The organism is Candidatus Sulfotelmatobacter sp., from assembly GCA_035504415.1.
Lineage (GTDB): Bacteria > Vulcanimicrobiota > Vulcanimicrobiia > Vulcanimicrobiales > Vulcanimicrobiaceae > Vulcanimicrobium.
In genome coordinates, this window is record DATJRY010000005.1 from 196,423 (window position 1) to 213,997 (window position 17,575).

Below are 17,575 nucleotides of genomic sequence, written 5' to 3' on the forward strand. Positions count from 1 at the left end.
ACCTAACTCATGAATGAGCCGCCCCATGATCGCTTGGAGCCGGCGGCTGTCCGCCCTTGTCGCGTTGGTCGCCTTCGTCGCCGCGGGGGTGCCTGCGCGGGCGCAAGGCCCCGCGCCCGGCGGTGCCGCCAGCGGCACCGTCCGCGCGTCCGACGGAACGCCGATCGCGAAAGCCGTCGTCGCGCTGCGCGGCAACGGCCCGCTTCGCAGCGCCCGCAGCGACGCCGCCGGCCGCTTTCAGATCGACGGCCTGCGCGCCGGCACGTATCTGGTCGACGTGCACGCCGACGGGTACACGCCGCTGACCGGCCAGACGGTACAGATCACCGACGGTCGGAACGCCGTGCTCGACGTCGCGCTGCCGCGCGCGCAAGTCGCCTCGCTGGTCACGATCGGCGCGGTGACGGCCAACGGCACCCGCGCGCTCTCGACCTCGCCGGCGCCGACGCTCGAGATCAGCGCGCAGCCGTACGCGCAGCAGGGCGTCACCCGCGTGAGCGACATCCTGACCGACCAGCTCTCGACGACGGTGTACCCGATCCTGGGCGGCGGCCTCAACGCGCCGGCCGTCGTCGCGCTGCGCGGTCCGGATCCCAGCGAGACCCTGGTCGACGTCGACGGGCACCAGGTCAACAACGGCAGCACTGGTGATTTCGACCTCTCGCTGCTCGATCCGGCCGACCTGCAGAGCATTCAGGTCGTCTACGGCATCGCGCCCTCGGCGCTCTACGGCCCGAACACGCTGGGCGGCGCGCTCAACGTGCGCACGCTCGAACCGACGACGACGCCGCAGACGACCGTGCGTTTCTCCGACGGCTCGTACGACACGTTCGCCGACACGTTCGACACGACCGGAACGGTCGGCCGGCTCGGCTACGCCTTCTCCTACCACCGCGTCACCTCGGGCGGTCAGCTCGACGACTACCTGATCCCGACCACCAGCGGCAACGGGGTGGCGCCGATCTCGAACGCGCTCGATGCCGGCACGGTGCTCGGCAAGCTGCGCTACGCGCTCCCCGCGGGCGGCTTCGTCGGGCTGACGTTCAGCGATCAGTCGGTCTTCCGCGACCTCTCGGCGACGCTCTCGGCGGTGCAGCTCGGACCGACCGGCACGCTGAACGGCGCAACCTACACCAACGAATCGGGCACGACGCTGAACGACTCCACCATCGCCTACGGCCTGGACGCCGAGGTTCCGCTCGGACCGAAGAACGCCGAGGGCAGCGCGCTGACGACGGCCATCTTCCGCCAGCAGAACGGCACCGCGTTTCAGTCGGTCGGCGGCCCCGGCACCGGCAGCTCGCCGTATCTGTACGACGACCACGATCGCATCGTCGACGACACGCTCGAGATCGTCCACGAGCTGCCGCACGGCTCGCTGACGCTCAAGTACGCGCTGACCGACGAAGGGCTGCTGACGGACTACATCCCCGGCGTGATCTTCGCCGACGCGTATCTGCGTCAGCCGATCGGGACGACGGTGCTGCCGTTCGACGTCGCGCGCGCCGACGCGACCTCGATCCCGGGCATCCCCGACTCGACGACGCAGTTCCTCAGCCAGACGGAACGTTCGCTCGGGCTCCTCTACCAGATCGAGCCGACCGCGAAGTTGCACTATGCGTTCGCCGCGTACGACAGCGACTACAGCACGTTCGGCCACAGCCTCGATCCGCGCGTCGGCTTCACCTGGACGCCGACCGCGGACGTGGGCTATCGCGCCTCGGTCGGCACGACGTTCCAGTCGCCGCAGCTGCCGGGTCTGCTGATTCCGCCGGTGCTGCCCGCGCCGGCGCCGAGCGACACCGTCCCCGGCTTCTACTCGAGCATCGGCAACCCGCACCTGACCGCCGAGCACGCGACCTCGTACGACCTGGGCGCCGATCACGTGTTCGGCGGCGCGCAACCGGTCACCGCGTCGCTCGACGTCTACCGCACCGACTTGCACAACGGCGTCGCGACGTACTACTCGCCGACGCCGTGCACGAGCGTGCTGGACGACCCGGCGACGTGCTTGAGCTACCCGGTCAACGTGACGCGCGAAGTCTACGAGGGGATCGAGCTGCGCGCGGCGCGTCCGCTCGCGCCGCACACGACGCTGCGCTTCAGCTACGACGTCGACAGCGTCTTCACCAAGGACGTCCCGGCGGGGTCGGCCGACAACTTCCCCAACTTCCAGCAGTCGGCCGGGGTGCCGCTGCACAAGGCGACGCTGGACCTCGCGCACGATGGCCGGAGCATCGCCTACTACGCCGGCGTCCTCTACGAGGGCGAGTACAACGAGCTGAACCTACCGCCGTACGCGACGCTGCGCGCCGGCGTCACCTGGCACGCCGGCAAGACGCTCGACCTCGGCCTGTACGGCACCAACCTGACCAACGTCTACAACTTCAAGCTCACGGAACTCGGGCAGGGCATTCTCTACGGGACCATCGTAGGCGGCCCGCAGGCGGCCGACGCGCTGCCGCTGGCCGGCCCGCAGATCACCTTCACCGCCGCCCTCCACACCTAGGGGGCGACCTCTTGTCGCTCATCCCAAAGTCGCGCCTCACGGGGAGGTTAGGCGCTCCTAACAAGAGAATGTGGGCTGCCTCATGATCGTTTGCATCTGCAACGCGCTCCGCGAGCGTGAGATCGAGCGGAACGTCTCGACCGGCGGCGTCCAGACCGTCGACGACGTCTTCTCGGCCGCGGGCTGCGAAGCGCGCTGCGGCACGTGCGTCCCCGAGATCGAGGGAATGCTGTTGCGGAAGCGCCCGGCGTCCTCGGCGACGAACGAGGGCCGAAACGCCCCGCTCTGACCGTTCGGAGGTGAACCGGTGCGGGCACCCGCCGCGATCATCGATCAGCTCAACAAGATGCTCTTCAACGAGCTGACCGCGATCAACCAATACTTCCTTCACGCGCGCATGTTCCGCAACTGGGGCTACGTCGAGCTCGGCGAGCGCGTCTATCACGAGTCGATCGGGGAGATGCGCCACGCCGATTGGCTGATCGAGCGCATCCTGTTCCTCGACGGCTTGCCCAACCTGCAAGACCTCGGGAAGCTGCGCATCGGCGAGAACGTCCCCGAGGCGCTCGAGAGCGACCTGCGGCTGGAGATGACGGCGCGCGACGACACCGCGGCGTCGATCGCGCTGTTCGAGCGCGAAGGCGACTACGTCAGCCGCGAGATCTCGGCCAAGATCCTGATCGACTCCGAAGAGCACGTCGACTTCCTCGAGACGCAGATCCGTCTGCTGGGCGCGCTGGGCGAGCAGAACTACTTGCAGACCGCGGCCGGCAAGCTGCGTTCGCCCGACAGCCCCGCCGACTGAGCTGGCGCGCCGTCGGATCGTGTCGCACCACGGCGGCGTCATCGGCGTGTCGGATCACGGCGGCTGGGCGGTGCTGGTGACGGCCACGCGCGACGGCACGCTCCTCGACCGCCGCCGCGTCGAGCTCGTCGACGACGACTTGCCGGCCATCCCCCATCACCACGAATGTCAGCTGCTCCCGATGGACCAGGCGGTAGCGCTGGTCGAGCGCGTGCGCGCTTCGGCGGAACGGCACGCCGTCAGCGCGCTGGACGCCGTGGCGACGGCGGTGCCGGACGTGCGCGGCATCGCGCTGCGCACCCGTCCGCCGCTACCGGCCTCCGTCGCCGAACGCATCACCGACTACCGCGCGCGCAACGTCGCGGACTGGGTCATGTACCGCGAGGCGCTGGCTGGCGCCGCTGCGGCGCGCGGCTGGTCCGTCCAATGGTACGACGCGAAAACCGTGTTCGCGCTCGCCGGCCAGGCGTTGCAGATCGAGGACTTCGACACGCATTGCTCGCGGTTGCGCCGAACGTTCGGGCCGCCGTGGAATCAGGATCACAAGCTCGCGCTGGCGGCCGCCCTCGTCACCGCGACGACGCTCGAGCGCGCGCGGTAGCGACGTCGAGGTCGGGCGTGAGCTGGTCGCGCTCGACGACGAGCTCGAGCAGCGCGGCGCGGCCGGCGGCGCGGGCGCGCGCGAACGCGGCCGGAAACTCCGCCGTCGCGGCGACCCGCTCGGCGTGCGCGCCGAAGGCTCGCGCGTAGGCGACGAAGTCGGGGTTCTGCAGCTCGGTCGCGATGACGCGGGCGGGGAACTCGCGCTCTTGGTGCGCACGGATGCTGCCGTACGAACCGTTGTCGACGACGATGACGATCGGATCGAGACCGTACTGCGCGGCGGTGACCAACTCTTGCGCCGTCATCAAGAAGCAGCCGTCGCCGGCGAAGTCGATCACCACGCGCTCGGGGTGGACGAGCTTGGCGGCGATCGCCGCCGGCAGGCCGTAGCCCATCGTGCCGCTGGTCGGCGCGAGCTGCGTGTGCAACGGCCGGTAGCGGTAGAAGCGCTGCACCCAGATCGCGTAGTTGCCGGCGCCGTTGCAGACGATCGCGTCGCGCGGCAGCGTGTCGCGCAGATGTACCATGACCGCGCCCAGGTCGAGCGCGCCGGCACTCGGCGGCGGCTGCAGCCGCTTCTCGTAGTCCGCGTGCGCGGCGGTCGCCCAGGCGTCCCAGGGTCGCACCGGCAGCGGCGCGAGCGCGGCGAGCGCGCGCGCCATCGGCGCCACGCCGGCGTTGATCGGCAGCGTCGCGGTGTAGACGCGACCCAGCTCTTCGCTGCCGGGGTGAACGTGGATCAGCGTCTGCACCGGGCGCGGGATCGTCAGCAGCGTGTAGCCGTCGGTCGAGGTTTCGCCCAGGCGCGGACCGAGCGCGAGCAGCAGGTCGGCGTCGCGGATGCGCTGCGCCAGCGCCCGATCCATTCCCAAGCCGGCGTGCCCGGCGTAGAGCGGGTGCGCGTTGTCGAACACGTCCTGCCGCCGGAACGTGAGCGCGACCGGGAGTCCGAACGCGTCGGCGAACGTCTGCAGGTCCGCGCACGCCTCCGCGGTCCAACCACCGCCGCCGGCCAGCACCAACGGCCGCTGCGCGCCGGCAAGCAGCGCGCGCAGCTGCGCCAGCTGCTCGGGCGCGGGGCTCGGCGGCGCGACCGTCACCGGCGGCGCGTCGGCGACGGCGGTCTGCTCGTCGAGCACGTCCTCGGGGATGCCGAGCACGACCGGGCCCGGACGCCCGTTGCACGCGGTCGCGAACGCGCGCGCGATCGCTTCGGGGATGCGGGCGGCCTCGTCGACCTGCTCGGCGTGCTTCGCCAGCGTCGCGAAGGTCGCGCGCACGTCGATCTCTTGCCATGCTTCGCGGCCGAGGTGTTCGCGCCCCGGCAAGCCGACGATCAGCACCAGCGGCGTCGAGTCCTGCTTGGCGGTGTGGACGCCGATCGACGCGTGCGTCGCGCCCGGCGCGCGCGTCACCATCACGACGCCGGGCCTGCCGGTCAGCTTCCCGTACGCCTCGCCCATGTGCGCGGCCGCGCCTTCGTGGCGGCAGACGATGAACCGCATCGCATCGCGCCGATCGTACAGCGCGTCGAGCGCGCGAAGATAGCTCTCGCCGGGCACCCCGAAGATCAGATCGACGCCGTGCAGCGCGAGCGCCGCGACGAGCACCTCGCCGCCGCTGCGCCGCGGCGCCGCGCTCACGCCGTCACCGCGTCCAGTCGTTCGTCGCCTCCCTCGGGCACCAGCCAGTTCAGGACCAAGAAGACGATCATGGCGGCGCCGACGAAGACGCCGAGCCAGGTCGCGATCTCACTGGTCCGATGCGTCGCCAGCGTCACCAGCGTCGGCATGAAGCCGCCGATCGCGTAGCCGATGTTCCACGACAGGGCCGTTCCCGACGCGCGGATCGCGGTCGGAAAACGGCGGTTGAGGAACAGCACGATCGGCGCGGTGGCGAGCGGCGAGACCATCGTGAGCAGCAGCGACCAGGTGCGCAGCGCACCGACCTGCGTCGGCTGCAAGGTTCCGAGCACGTGATAGAGGAGCGGCACGCACACCAGGCCCAGCACGCCGCCGAGCAGCATCGTGCGGCGCACCCCGAGCGCCCGGGTCACCAGGCCCGCGACGAACGCGGCGGCGATCGTCGCGATGCTGCTGACGATCAGGATGCTCCCGGCGACCGGCTTGGGCACGCCCACGACGGTCGTCAGGAAGGTCGGGATGTAGCCCGACGTGAGATAATACAGGGTCGCGCCGCCGCCGACGACCAGCGCGTTGGTCACGAAGACGCGACGGTACGCGCTTCCGAAGAGCACGTGCAGCGGCCGAGCCCGAGTCGCCTTCGCCGCCGCCGCACGCCGCCACGCCGGCGTCTCGACCGTCGTCGCGTAGATGACGAGTCCCACCAGCGCGCTGAGCAGCCCCGAAAAGAACATCCAGCGCCAACCCCACACCGCGTAGGCCGGGCCGGGAAACGCGTGCGCGGTGATCGCGAACGCGATCGAGGCGAGCAGCGCGCCCGTCCCCGAACCACCGCCGCCGCTGGTCAGCCCCGAGACCACCGCGCGCCAGCGCGACGGTACCGTTTCGAGCCCGATCGTGTGCGTCGCGGCGACGACCCCGCCGACGAACACGCCTTGCACCAGCCGCAGCACCAGGAACAGGATCGGCGCCAGCAAGCCGACTTCTTGCAGCGTCGGCAGCGTGCCGAGCAGCGCCGTCACCACGCCGACGCCGATGAACGCCACCAACAGCGCCGGGCGGCGTCCGCGCCGGTCGGCGAACGGCCCGAACAGCACCGAGCCCACCGGCCGCATCACCAGCGTGACGCCGAACGCGGCATACACGGCGGCTAGCGACACGAGCGGGTTGTGCGCCTTGAAGAACAGCGGGCCGATGGTCGGCGCGACGTACAGGATGATGAACAGATCGAACAGGTCGAGCGCCCAGCCGAGCACCGACGCGGCGGCCGCGCCGAACGCGCCGGTCGTGACCTGGACGCCGCTCGCCTCGACCAGCTCGCCGGCCGCGATGCCGCTGCTCACGCCTCGAGCCCCTGCCAGTTGATGTGCTTGAGTTCGGTGAACAGCTCGAGCCCCTCGACCCCGCGCGTCCGGTTGAGGCCGGAGTGCTTGGTGCCGCCCGAAGGCATCTCGGCGAACGAGGCGTTGTAGCCGTTGACCCACACGGTCCCGGCGCGAATCGCGCGCGCCATGCGCCACGCGCGGCGCACGTCGGCCGTCCACACGCCGGCACTCAAGCCGTAGTCGGTCGCGTTGGCGAGCGCGATCGCGTCGTCGTCGCCCTCGAACGGCTCGACGGTCACCACCGGGCCGAAGACTTCCTCGCGCACGATCGTCGCGCCGCGCGCGGGGCCGGCGACCACCGTCGCCTCCATGAACGTTCCGCTCAGGCCGGCCGGGCGCGCGCGCTTGCCGCCGGCCTCGATCGTCCCGGTCCGCTGCGGATCCTCGACGAAGCCGAGCACGCGCGCGAGGTGCTGCTCGGTGATCAGCGCGCCCAGATCGGTCGCTTCGTCGAACGGATCGCCGACGCGCAGCGCGCGCACGCGCGCGACGATCGCCGCCAACACGTCGGCGTACACGCTGCGCTCGACCAGCACGCGGGTGCAGGCCATGCACATCTGCCCCGCCGTGACGAAGGCGTTGCGGACGACCGCGCTGACCGCGCGGTCCAGCTCGGCGTCGGCGAAGAGGACGTTGGAAGCCTTGCCGCCCAGCTCCAGCAGCACGGTCTTGAAGGTCGCGGCCGCGTCGCGCGCGATGATCGCGCCGGTCGCGGAGGAGCCCGTGAACGCGACCGCGCGCACGTCGGGATGGCGCACGAGTGCCGCGCCGACGCTCGGCCCGACGCCGTGCACGACCTGGACGACGTCCTCGGGCACGCCGGCGCCGTAACCGATGTCCAGCATGCGCTGCACGACCAGCGGCGTCTGCTCGGCCGGCTTGAGCACCGCCGTCACCCCGGCGGCCAACGCCGGCGCCAGATCGCGCAGCACCAGCAGCAGCGGCCAGTTCCAGGGCGTGATGAAGCCGGTCACGCCGAGCGGCGTGCGTTCCAAGTGCGCGACCGAGCCGTCGGGCAGCGTCCCGGCGCGACCCCCGACATAGCGCGCGAGCCCGGCGTTGTAGCGCAACGCGTCGACGCTGCCGGCCACTTCCGCGCGCGCCTCGCGCACGATCTTGCCCGTCTCGCGCACGATCAGCGGCACCAGCTCGCCGGCCTGTGCTTCGAGCGCGTCGGCCCACGCCAGCAGCACGCGCGCACGCAGCTTGGCGTCGCGCGACCACAGCCCGCGCTCGAACGCGGCGTGCGCCCGCGCGACCGCGCGCTGCACGTCCGCGGCCGACGCGAGCGGGACGCCGCCCAGCTCCGCCCCGGTCGACGGATCGAACGAGCGCAGCACGTCGCCGGCGAGCGCCGTCATCGGCTCACGCCGTTGGCCGGACCGCGTTCCGCGTCGTGGCTGGGAAACCGCGGCTTGCGCTTCTCGCCGAACGCCGCCACGCCTTCGGCGAAGTCGGGCGTCATCCGCAGCCGGCCGTACTCGCGCCCCTCCAGCTCCATCGCGACGCTGAGCGGCGCTTCGGCGTTGGCGTCCAGGACGCGCTTGGCGGCGCGCAGCGCCGGCGCCGGCAGCGCGATCAGCTCGTCGACCAGCGACTGCACCGCGTCATCCAGCTCTGCCACCGGATGGACGCTGGTGAGCAGACCCCACGAGAGCGCCTCGGCCGCCGCGACGCGGCGGCCGCGCATCACCATGTCCTTGGCGCGCCCGACGCCGGCCATGCGCGCGATGCGCTGCGAGCCGCCGCTGCCCGGAATCATCCCCAGCGTGATCTCGGGCAGCCCGATCAGCGTCGTGTCGCTCGCGACGCGGAAGTCGCACGCCAGCGAGAGCTCCAGCCCGACGCCGAACGTGTAGCCGGTCAGGCGCGCGATGACGGGCTTGGGGCAGCGCTCCGGCGCGGCGACGTTCCACGCCAGATCGGAGAGGTGCTCGGCGTCGGTCTCCATGAACTGCGCGATGTTGCCGCCGGCGCTGAACGCTTTCTCGCCGGCGCCGCGCACGACGATCACGCGCACCGCCGGGTCCTCGCTCAGCTCGTCGAAGAGCTTGGCCAGCACGGCCCGGCCGGGATACGGCAGGCGGTTGAAGTGCGGCTCGTCGTCGAGCATGACGGTCGCCACGCGGCGAGCCGAATCGATCTCGGCGTGCAGCGCGTGCGCGCGCAACAGCTCGACGTTCTGCGAGGTCTTCACGAGGGAATCTCCTGCGGGAGCGTGGTGTAGTTACCGGCGCGCAGCTCGGTGCGCAGCACCTTGCCCGAGGCCGACTGGGGGATCGCGGCGACGAACACGTATTCGCGCGGCCGTTTGAACTGGGTCATCCCGCTGCCGCGGGCGTAGGCGTCGAGCTCGGCGGCACTGACCGCCGCCAGCGGCTCGACGAAGGCGACGATCTTCTCGCCCAGCCGCTCGTCGCGCACGCCGATGATCGCGCAGCGTCCGACCGCGGGGTGCGCGGCGATGACGTCCTCGACCTCGGCCGGATAGACGTTCTCGCCGCCGGTGATGATCATGTCGTCGACGCGGCCCAGGACGAACAGGTCGCCGTCGTCGTCCTTCATCCCGAGATCGCCGTTGAAGTACCAGCCCGAGCGGATCGCCTTCGCGTCGGCGTCGGGCCGCCGCCAGTACCCCGCGAACGCCTCCTCCGAATCGAGCCGCGCAATGATCTGGCCCGACTCGCCGGGCACGCACACGTCGTCCGGGTCGTCCGAGCCGAGCCGCACGACGCGCACGCACTCGTTGAGCCCGGCCTTGCCGGCGCAGGCCGGCTTGCGGTCGAGCTGGTCGTAGATGGTGAACGTGTAGATCTCGGTCGAACCGTAGTGGTTGACGAAGATCTCGGGCGCGAACAGCGCGAAGCAGCGCTCGACCAGCGAGGGCGTCATCGGCGCGCCGGCGTAGCCGAGCTTCGTCAACGAGCGCAGATCGCGCGCCTCGATCCCCGGCACGTGCACCAGATCGTAGTACAGCGTGGGCGCCAGGTAGAGGTTCGTGATCCGCTCGCACTCGATCAGGTCGAGCGCGCCGGCGGCGTCGAACTTCGGCATCGACACGAAGGTGCCGTTGGTCAGCGCCATCGCGACCAGCGAACGCACCCCCATCGTGTGGTAGAGCGGCATCGACCCGAGGGTGACCTCGCCGCGACGGTAGCGGTTCTGCGCGACGTGCGCCAGCGCGGCCGCCCGTTCGGCGCGATGCGTGCGCGGCACGCCCTTGGGGCGGCCGGTCGTTCCGGACGTGTACAGGAGGATCGCCGTCGCCGTCTCGGCGACCGGCGGCAGCGTCGCGGGCGGCGTCCGCACCAGCGCGGCCCAGCTGGTCGCGGCGCCCACGACCGTTCCGACGCCCACGGTGGGAACGGCGTGCGCGACGCGCGCGATCTGCGGCCCGACGTCCTCGACCACCGCGCAGCGCGGCTCGGCGTCGCCCACGATATAGGCCAGCTCGCCGTCCGCCAGCCGCCAGTTGACCGGCGTGATCGCGGCGCCGAGCAGCGCGCACGCCCAGTACAGCGTGCACAGCGGCTCGCCGTTGCGCAGCACCGCCAGCACGCGGTCGCCCTCGCCGACGCCCAGCGCGCGCAAGCCGGTCGCGACCGACGCGATCCGCGCCAGCCATTGCGCGTAGGTCAGCCGCAGCGTGCCGTCGACCAGCGCCGGTGCGTCCGGCTCGCGTTCGACCGCGTCGCGGAAGCTCGTCGCCAGATCCATCAGCGCGCGTCCGCCGCGGCGACGTCGAGCACGGCCTCGACGATCGGCGCGTACCCCGTGCAGCGGCACAGGTGGCCCGAGAGCATCTCGCGCACGCCGCGCTCGCTGACCTCCTCGCCGCTCTCCAGGTACGCCTGGGCCGACACCAGGATCCCGGGCGTGCAGAAGCCGCACTGCAGCGCGTGCCGCTCGCGGAACGCTTCTTGCAGCGGCGAGAGCGCCTCGCGCGTGCCCTGCGAGGCGACGGTCCGCACGTCGGCGCCGTCGGCCTGCACCGCGAACAGCAAGCACGAGCGCGTGACGCGGCCGTCGAGCCGGATGGTGCACGCGCCGCACACGCCGTGCTCGCAGCCGACGTGCACGCCGGTCGCGCCGCACTCGGTGCGCAGGAAATCGTGCAGCAGCGTGCGCGGCGCGACCTCGCGGCGCAGCCGGCGCCCGTCGACCGTCACCTCGACGGTCAGCCGCTGGTCGCTCTCGCAGGACGTCATCCTTCTTCTCCTCGGGCATCGTGCAAGGCGGCGCGCAGCACCCGCCGCGCCAAGACGCCGGCCAGCTGGCGGCGGTACGCGGCGCTGGCCCGGTGATCGCCGAACGGCTCGATCTCGCGCGCGGCGCGCGCCGCCAGCGCGTCGATCGCCGCCGCGTCGAGCGTTCGGCCGACGTGCTCCGCCGTGCCGAGCACGACCGGAACGTCGCCCACGCCGCCGAGCACCAGCCGCAGCGCGTCGAGCGCGTCGTCGTCGCGCAGCCGCAGCGCGCAGGCGGCCGAGACGATCGCGAAGTCGCCGTGTCGTTCCGCGAACTCGTCGAACGCGTAACCGTCGCGGCCGCGCCGAACCGGAAAACGCGCCCGGACCAGCAGCTCGTCGGGCTCCAGCGCGGTGGTGAAGTGCGCGACGAAGAACGCCGCCGCGTCGAGCGTGCGCGTCCCACGCCGCGAGGCGCACTCCAACCGCGCGCCCAACGTCGCCGCGACGACCGGCAGCTCCGCGCTGGGGTCGGCGTGCGCGAGGGAGCCGCACAGCGTGCCGCGGCTGCGCGTCTGCCAATGGCCGACGAACGGCAGCGCGCGCGCCAACAACGGAACGTGCTCGCGCACGAGCGCGCCGCTCAGCACGTCGCTCTGGCGCACCAGCGCGCCCACGGCCAGCTCGTCGCCGTCGAGCGCCAGCGTCGACTCGTCGAGCCGGTTGACGTCGACCAGCCGCGCCGGGCGCGCGAACCGCATGTTCATCGCCGGCACCAGCGACTGGCCGCCGGCCAAGACCTTCGCCTCGTCGCCGTGCGTCGCCAACACCTCGAGCGCCTCGGCGCGCGTGGCGGGCCGATGGTACGCGAACGCGGCCGGCTTCACGGCGCCCCCTGCGCGCGCTGCGCCAACAGCGACCACACGCGCCCGGGCGTCAGCGGCAAGGTGACGTCCTCGACGCCGAGCGCGTCGGCGACGGCGTTGGCGATCACGACCGGAACGCTCATCGAGTTCCCCTCGCCGACGCCTTTCGCGCCCAGCGGCGTGAACGGCGAGGGGACGTTCTCGTGGCCGATCCGCAGCGCCGGCATCTCGGTCGCGGTCGGGATCAGATAGTCGGCCAGCGTGCCGGAGAGCAGCGCGCCGTCCTCGCCGTAGGCCATCTCCTCGAACAGCGCGCCACCCAATCCGTGCGCGAAGCCGCCGTGGATCTGGCCGTCGACGAGCTTGGGGTTGAGGATCGTGCCGCAATCGTGCACGGTGACGTACTGCTCGACGGTGACCTGCCCGGTCTGCGCGTCGACGCGCACGTAGCAGACGTCGGCGATGAAGCCGTAGACGGCCGACGAGTCGACGGTGTCGTCGTCGGACGGCGGCGCGAGCATCGGGAGCGAGAAGTAGGCCGTCTCGAACACGCCCGGCTCCATCCCGGCCGGCAGCGCGACGGGATTCCAGTGCGCCAAGCCCGCCAGCCGTTTGACCGGGACGCGCTTGCGCGAATCGCCCAGCGCGACCGCGTTGCCGCCGGTCAGCACGACGTCCTCGACGGCCACGCCGAGCTCGCGCGCCGCCAGGGTGCGCAGCTTGGTCGCGACCTTGCGCGCCGCTTGTTGGATGGCCGCGGAGGCGACCGGCGCGAAGCGGCTCGAGTACGAACCCGATGCGATCGACCACGGGCTGGTCTGGGTGTCCATCTCCGCGACGACCTCGATGCCCTCGTACGGCACGCCCAGCTCGTCGGCGACGATCTGCGCCGCCACCGTCTGATGGCCTTGCCCTTGCGGCGTCGTGCCGAGGCGCACGGTGACCGCGCCGAGCGGATCCATCGCGACGGTCGCCGCCTCGGTGCAGCCCGACTTGGGCAGCGACCCTTCGCGCATCTCGCGCGTCAGCGCGATCGAGACGTAGCCCATGTTCGAGCCCGACGGCTCGACGATGCAGCCGATGCCGATCCCGGCCAACGTGCCGGCGGCGCGATCGGCGTCGCGGCGCGCGAGCAGCGCGTCGTAGTCGGCCATCGCCAGCGCGCGGTCGAGCGCGCGGTGGTAGTCGCCCGCGTCGTAGATCGAACCCGGCGGCGCGTGATAGGGAAACTCGTCCGCGCGCAGCAGATTGCGCCGGATCACCTCGAGCACCGGCAGACCCAGCCGTTGCGCGACGCGCACGACCAGCCGTTCGAGCGTGAAGTACTGCTCTTGTCCGCCGTAGCCGCGATTGAGGCCGGTCGGGAGCTTGTTGGTGACGACGATGCGGTTGTCGATCTTGACCGCGGGGATGCGGTACGCGCCGGTGACGGAACCGTGCATGCGGTACAGGCAGGCGGGCTCGGGCGCGCGCACGTAGGCGCCGCAGTTGTCGACCTGGTCGAGCGCGAGCGCGAGGATCGTGCCGTCGCGTTTGACGGCTGCCTGAGCCCGGGTCAGCCGGTCGGTCGAGCTCGAGGCGGCCTGCAGGTGCTCGAGCCGGTCTTCGATCCAGCGCACCGGCACGCCGGCGACGCGCGCCGCCACCGCGAGCAGCACGATGTACGGGTAGACCAGCGCCTTGATGCCGTAGCTGCCGCCGATGTCGGGCGGCACGTGGATGCGCAGGTGATTGCCGGCCACGCCGAGCGCGCCGGCCATCACCGCGTGCAGGACGAACGGGCCGTGGAAGTTGGCGTGCACGACGTAGGTGCCCGCGCCCAGGTCGTAGTTCGCGATCACGCCGTACGTCTCGATCGGCGTCGAGCCGTACTTGGGGAACGAGACGTCCAGCTCGACGACCTCGTCGGCCTGCGCGAAGGCGCCCGCGACGTCGCCGTACACGAACGAGCGCTGGTGGACGACGTTGCTTCCGACGCTCTCGTGCAGCGGCGCCGAGTCGCCTCGCAGCGCATCCTCGATCCGCACCACCGGCGGCAGCTCGTCGTACGCGACGACGATCGCTTCGAGCGCGTCCTCGGCCAGATAGCGGTCGCGCGCGACCACGACCGCGACCGGCTCGCCGACGTAGTGGACCTTGTCGATCGCGCAGCTGTAGAACGGGAGCTTGGTCTCGATCCCGACGCTGAACGGTTTGGTGTAGCGCTCGACGTCGCGACCGGTGACGACGGCCAACACGCCCTCCATCGCCAGCGCGTCGGCGACGTCGATCGAGACGATGCGCGCGTGCGGATACGGGCTGCGCAAGATCGCCGCGTGGTGCGTGTTGGGGAACGGCGAGAGATCGTCGATGAAGCGCCCGGCGCCGGTCAAGAGCGCCGGGTCCTCCTTGCGCGGCACGCCGGTGCCGACCAGCGTCGGGCGCGGCTCATCGGTCGTCGTGCGCGGCGGGCGGGTGATCACGACGGATCGTCTCCGCTGCCCAGCTCGCGCTCGATCTTCGCGCGCGCCGGACGCAGCAGCGCGACCAGCTCGGCGTGGTCGAGCTGCTCGAACCGGAAGCGCGGGATGCAGAAACCGAACGCCGCGATGGTCGTCCCGTCGGCCAGCCGCAGCGGCATCGCGATCCCGCCGACCTCGCCGCGGTACTCGCCGCGGTTGATCGCGTAGCCGTCGCGGCGGATGGCGGCCAGCTCGTCGAGCAGCACGGCCGGTTCGACCAGCGTCTGATCGGTGTAGCGCCGCAGCGCGCGCGCCACCCGCTGCTGCTCGGCCTCGGGCTGCATCGCCAGCAGTGCCTTCCCGGTCGAGGTCGCCGCGGCGGGGAAGCGCAGCCCGATCGGCGAGACGCTGCGCACCGCATGCGTCCCTTCGATCACGTTGACGTACGTGCCGTAGCCCTTGCCGCTGTAGATCGCCAGCTGCGTCGTCTCGCCGGTCCGGTCGCGCAGCGCGCGCATGTGCGGCGCGGCGACGTCGACGACGTTGCCGCCGCCCAGCGTCGCGCGCCCGATCCGCCACCAGTGCTGGGTGAGTCCGTAGCGGCCGGTGTCGGCGTTCTGCCGTGCGTATCCGCGCCGCTCGAAGGTCGCCAGGATGCGATACACGGTGCTCTTGTTGATCCCCGCCAACGCCGCGCACTCGCTGATGCCCAGATCCCGCTGTCCGTCGGAGGCGAACGCTTCGAGCACGTCGAGCACGCGATCGACCGACTGCAGCGAGGTCGCGCCCGGCTCGGGGGCGGTCACCCGCGGTCCTCGGCGCCGGCGAAGGTCCGGCCTGCGCTCGGCACCGCCACGGCGGCCGGATCGATCGCGTCCTCGCCCGGAATGCGAATGCGCAGATACCGGAAGCGGTCGGCGTCCAGCGGAATCGTGCAGTCGAAGCCGACCTTCGTCCCCAAGCCGTCCTCGGTCGAGGGGTCGAGCTTGGAGCCCTGCGCGGCGTTGACGACGATCAGGTCGCGATCGGCCTGGAAGCGGGTCGCGAACGCCCACTCGACGTCGGCCGGATCGGAGATGTCGACGTCGGGATCGACGACGTAGACGTGCTTGACGTCGAAGCTGTTGGCGAACGCGGCCAGGATCGCGTTCTTCCCCTGACCTTTGACCCGCTTGTCGATCTGCACGACGGCGTGGTAGCGGCAGAACGCGCCGACCGACATGCGCACGTCGCGCACGGTCGGCACCGCTTGCCGCACGGTCTGCAGCAAGCTGGCTTCGCGCGGGATCCCGCCGAGCAGCAGATGTTCCATCGCCGCCGGCACGATGGTGTGGAAGATCGGGTTGGTGCGGTGCGTGATCGCGCTGACCTCGACCACTTCTTTGTCGCTGCGCGGCCCGTAGTACTTGGGGAACTCGCCGAACGGCCCTTCGGGCTCGCGTACGCCCGGTAGGATCTTTCCTTCGATCACGAACTCGGCGTGCGCGGGAACGTCGACGTCGACGGTGGTGCAGCGCACGACCGGAAGCGGCTCCCCGCGCAACGCACCGGCGATCTCCAGCTCGTCGACGCCGAAGGGCGTCGAGGCCTGCGAGGCCAGCAGCGTCACCGGATCGATCCCGACTACGATCGCGCACTCGAGCGGCGCGCCCCGGCGTTCGGCCGCGACCTGCAGGTGGTGCGTGTGGCGCGGCAGGATCAGCGCGCCGAAGCGGTTCTTGCCCGAGACCTGCAAGCGATGGATCGACACGTTCTGCTTGCGCGTGACCGGATCGCGCACGATGAACAGTCCCGCCGTCACGTAGTCGCCCGCGTCGTGCTCGTGGTGCACCGGCATCGGCAGGGTCGCGCGCAGATCGACGGCCGCGCCGGCGAGGACGTGCTGCTGGCAGGTCGCCTCGGCGTGCTCGACGCGCCGCACCGGCAGCGGCGCCGCGACGGCGGCGGTGAACGTCGCCAGCAGGTCGGCCTCGGCGACGCCGCAGGCTTCGGCGATCATCGCGCGCGTCGAGACGATCCCGCTCACGACCGGCGTCGTGTGCCCGGTCACGGCGGTGAACAGCACCGCTCGCCCGTCGAGCCGCTTGGCGATCGCGGCCAGCTCGAACCGCAAGTCCACCGGCCGTTCGACCACGTCGAGGCGGTGGGTGGCTTGGAGATGGTCGAGCCAAGTGCGCAGGGTCGCGGCGGGGATCACCCAGCGCCCTTCACGCCGCCGCCGCGAGCGCCCCTCCCAGAGCGAACGATCGTTTCGCTGAACGAAACACGGGCCGGGAAGGAGCAGTGTCCGTTACCGTACCGGCGGCGACGGGGGACTTCGCGTACACTCAGGATCGAGCGGTACCACCGTGCGGCGGCACCATTTCACGTTCAGGAGAGCCCTGATGGTCCTCGAACGTCTCCCTCTCTGGATCACCGCGTGGCTGCACGCCGGTGACGACGATCCGAGCGAAGCGCGCCGGACGGCGGCGCTAGCGGCGCATGAGGACGAGCTCGCGCCGGGTCTCCCAGCCGGCTCGCTCGAGCTCCGGCGTGCCGGAGAGCTCGATCGGATACCCGATACAAAGGTACGCCGTCAAGCGCCACGCCGGCGGAACGTCGAGCGCGCTCGTCACTGACGCCGGGTCGAGAATCGAGACCCACCCGACGCCGAGCCCGCGCGCCCGGGCCGCCAGCCAGAGGTTCTGCACGGCGGCGACCGTCGAGTAGGCCAGCGTCTCGGGCATCGTCGCGCGGCCCAGTCCGCGGCCGACCGCGGTCGCCTCGTCGGTGAAGACGGCCAGCTGCACCGGCGCATCGTCGAGCCCGGCGAGCTTGAGTCCGGCGTACCGCCGGGCGTCCTCGCCCGCGTAGCCGCTCAGCGCGTCGGCGTTCGCCGCGCGAAAGCTCGCCGCCACGGCCGCTCGCGCCGCCTCGCCTTCGACCAGCACGAACCGCCACGGCTGACTGTAACCGACCGACGGGGCGCAGCGGGCGGCTTCGAGCAGCTCGTCGATCGCGCCCGGCGCGAGGGGATCGCGCGCGAAACGGCGGACGTCGCGACGGAGGTGCAGCAAGCGGTCGAGGTCGCGCACGAAGCTCGTTTCGAAGGCGCCGGGTTCCATCGCCGACTCCTTCGCCGTTGCGGCCGCGCTCC

At 71.6% G+C, this 17,575-nt stretch carries 15 protein-coding genes; 4 read left to right on the top strand and 11 right to left on the bottom strand.

Annotation, left to right across the window (positions count from 1 at the left end; translation table 11 throughout):
- Positions 1 to 25 precede the first annotated feature (25 nt).
- The 4 genes from VMD91_02285 (at position 26) to VMD91_02300 (ending at position 3,915) form a co-directional block, all read left to right on the top strand.
- A complete protein-coding gene (locus VMD91_02285; GenBank protein HTW82879.1) occupies positions 26 to 2,509 on the top strand; it encodes a TonB-dependent receptor in 2,484 nt (827 codons plus the stop codon).
- Positions 2,510 to 2,591: 82 nt separating this feature from the next.
- Positions 2,592 to 2,798, top strand: coding sequence for a (2Fe-2S)-binding protein (locus VMD91_02290; GenBank protein HTW82880.1), 207 nt, complete (start codon positions 2,592 to 2,594; stop codon positions 2,796 to 2,798).
- Positions 2,799 to 2,816: 18 nt separating this feature from the next.
- Complete coding sequence (bfr, locus tag VMD91_02295; GenBank protein ID HTW82881.1) at positions 2,817 to 3,314, top strand: bacterioferritin; 498 nt, start codon at positions 2,817 to 2,819, stop codon at positions 3,312 to 3,314.
- Between the two features lie 19 nt (positions 3,315 to 3,333).
- A complete protein-coding gene (locus VMD91_02300) occupies positions 3,334 to 3,915 on the top strand; it encodes a hypothetical protein (GenBank protein ID HTW82882.1) in 582 nt (193 codons plus the stop codon).
- Here VMD91_02300 and VMD91_02305 read toward each other — a convergent pair.
- The 11 genes from VMD91_02305 to bluB all read right to left on the bottom strand — a co-directional run bounded on the left by VMD91_02305 (position 3,884) and on the right by bluB (position 17,543).
- Entirely contained in the window at positions 3,884 to 5,560 is a 1,677-nt protein-coding gene (locus VMD91_02305; GenBank protein HTW82883.1) for a thiamine pyrophosphate-binding protein, read from the bottom strand. The two genes, VMD91_02300 and VMD91_02305, sit on opposite strands and share 32 nt — an antisense overlap.
- Positions 5,557 to 6,903, bottom strand: coding sequence for an MFS transporter (locus VMD91_02310; GenBank protein ID HTW82884.1), 1,347 nt, complete (start codon positions 6,901 to 6,903; stop codon positions 5,557 to 5,559). Before VMD91_02310 ends, VMD91_02305 begins: the two co-directional genes overlap by 4 nt.
- On the bottom strand, positions 6,900 to 8,306 hold the full coding sequence (locus tag VMD91_02315; GenBank protein HTW82885.1) for an aldehyde dehydrogenase family protein: 1,407 nt from the start codon (positions 8,304 to 8,306) through the stop codon (positions 6,900 to 6,902). The genes VMD91_02310 and VMD91_02315 overlap by 4 nt, the downstream gene beginning before the upstream one ends.
- Positions 8,303 to 9,142, bottom strand: coding sequence for an enoyl-CoA hydratase-related protein (locus VMD91_02320; GenBank protein HTW82886.1), 840 nt, complete (start codon positions 9,140 to 9,142; stop codon positions 8,303 to 8,305). Before VMD91_02320 ends, VMD91_02315 begins: the two co-directional genes overlap by 4 nt.
- The gene (locus VMD91_02325) at positions 9,139 to 10,662 is read right to left on the bottom strand and encodes an AMP-binding protein (protein HTW82887.1); all 1,524 of its coding nucleotides are present in this window, start codon (positions 10,660 to 10,662) and stop codon (positions 9,139 to 9,141) included. Before VMD91_02325 ends, VMD91_02320 begins: the two co-directional genes overlap by 4 nt.
- On the bottom strand, positions 10,662 to 11,153 hold the full coding sequence (locus tag VMD91_02330; protein ID HTW82888.1) for a (2Fe-2S)-binding protein: 492 nt from the start codon (positions 11,151 to 11,153) through the stop codon (positions 10,662 to 10,664). The genes VMD91_02325 and VMD91_02330 overlap by 1 nt, the downstream gene beginning before the upstream one ends.
- Positions 11,150 to 12,019, bottom strand: coding sequence for an FAD binding domain-containing protein (locus VMD91_02335; protein ID HTW82889.1), 870 nt, complete (start codon positions 12,017 to 12,019; stop codon positions 11,150 to 11,152). Before VMD91_02335 ends, VMD91_02330 begins: the two co-directional genes overlap by 4 nt.
- Positions 12,016 to 14,460 carry a xanthine dehydrogenase family protein molybdopterin-binding subunit gene (locus tag VMD91_02340; protein ID HTW82890.1) on the bottom strand — a complete coding sequence of 815 codons (2,445 nt, stop codon included), beginning with the start codon at positions 14,458 to 14,460 and terminating at the stop codon, positions 12,016 to 12,018. The genes VMD91_02335 and VMD91_02340 overlap by 4 nt, the downstream gene beginning before the upstream one ends.
- Positions 14,457 to 15,245 (bottom strand): IclR family transcriptional regulator, encoded by a 789-nt coding sequence (locus VMD91_02345; protein HTW82891.1) that lies wholly within the window; start codon positions 15,243 to 15,245, stop codon positions 14,457 to 14,459. The genes VMD91_02340 and VMD91_02345 overlap by 4 nt, the downstream gene beginning before the upstream one ends.
- The gene (locus VMD91_02350) at positions 15,242 to 16,636 is read right to left on the bottom strand and encodes a UbiD family decarboxylase (protein ID HTW82892.1); all 1,395 of its coding nucleotides are present in this window, start codon (positions 16,634 to 16,636) and stop codon (positions 15,242 to 15,244) included. The genes VMD91_02345 and VMD91_02350 overlap by 4 nt, the downstream gene beginning before the upstream one ends.
- Before the next feature lie 274 nt (positions 16,637 to 16,910).
- On the bottom strand, positions 16,911 to 17,543 hold the full coding sequence (gene bluB / locus VMD91_02355; GenBank protein HTW82893.1) for a 5,6-dimethylbenzimidazole synthase: 633 nt from the start codon (positions 17,541 to 17,543) through the stop codon (positions 16,911 to 16,913).
- Positions 17,544 to 17,575: the final 32 nt, after the last annotated feature.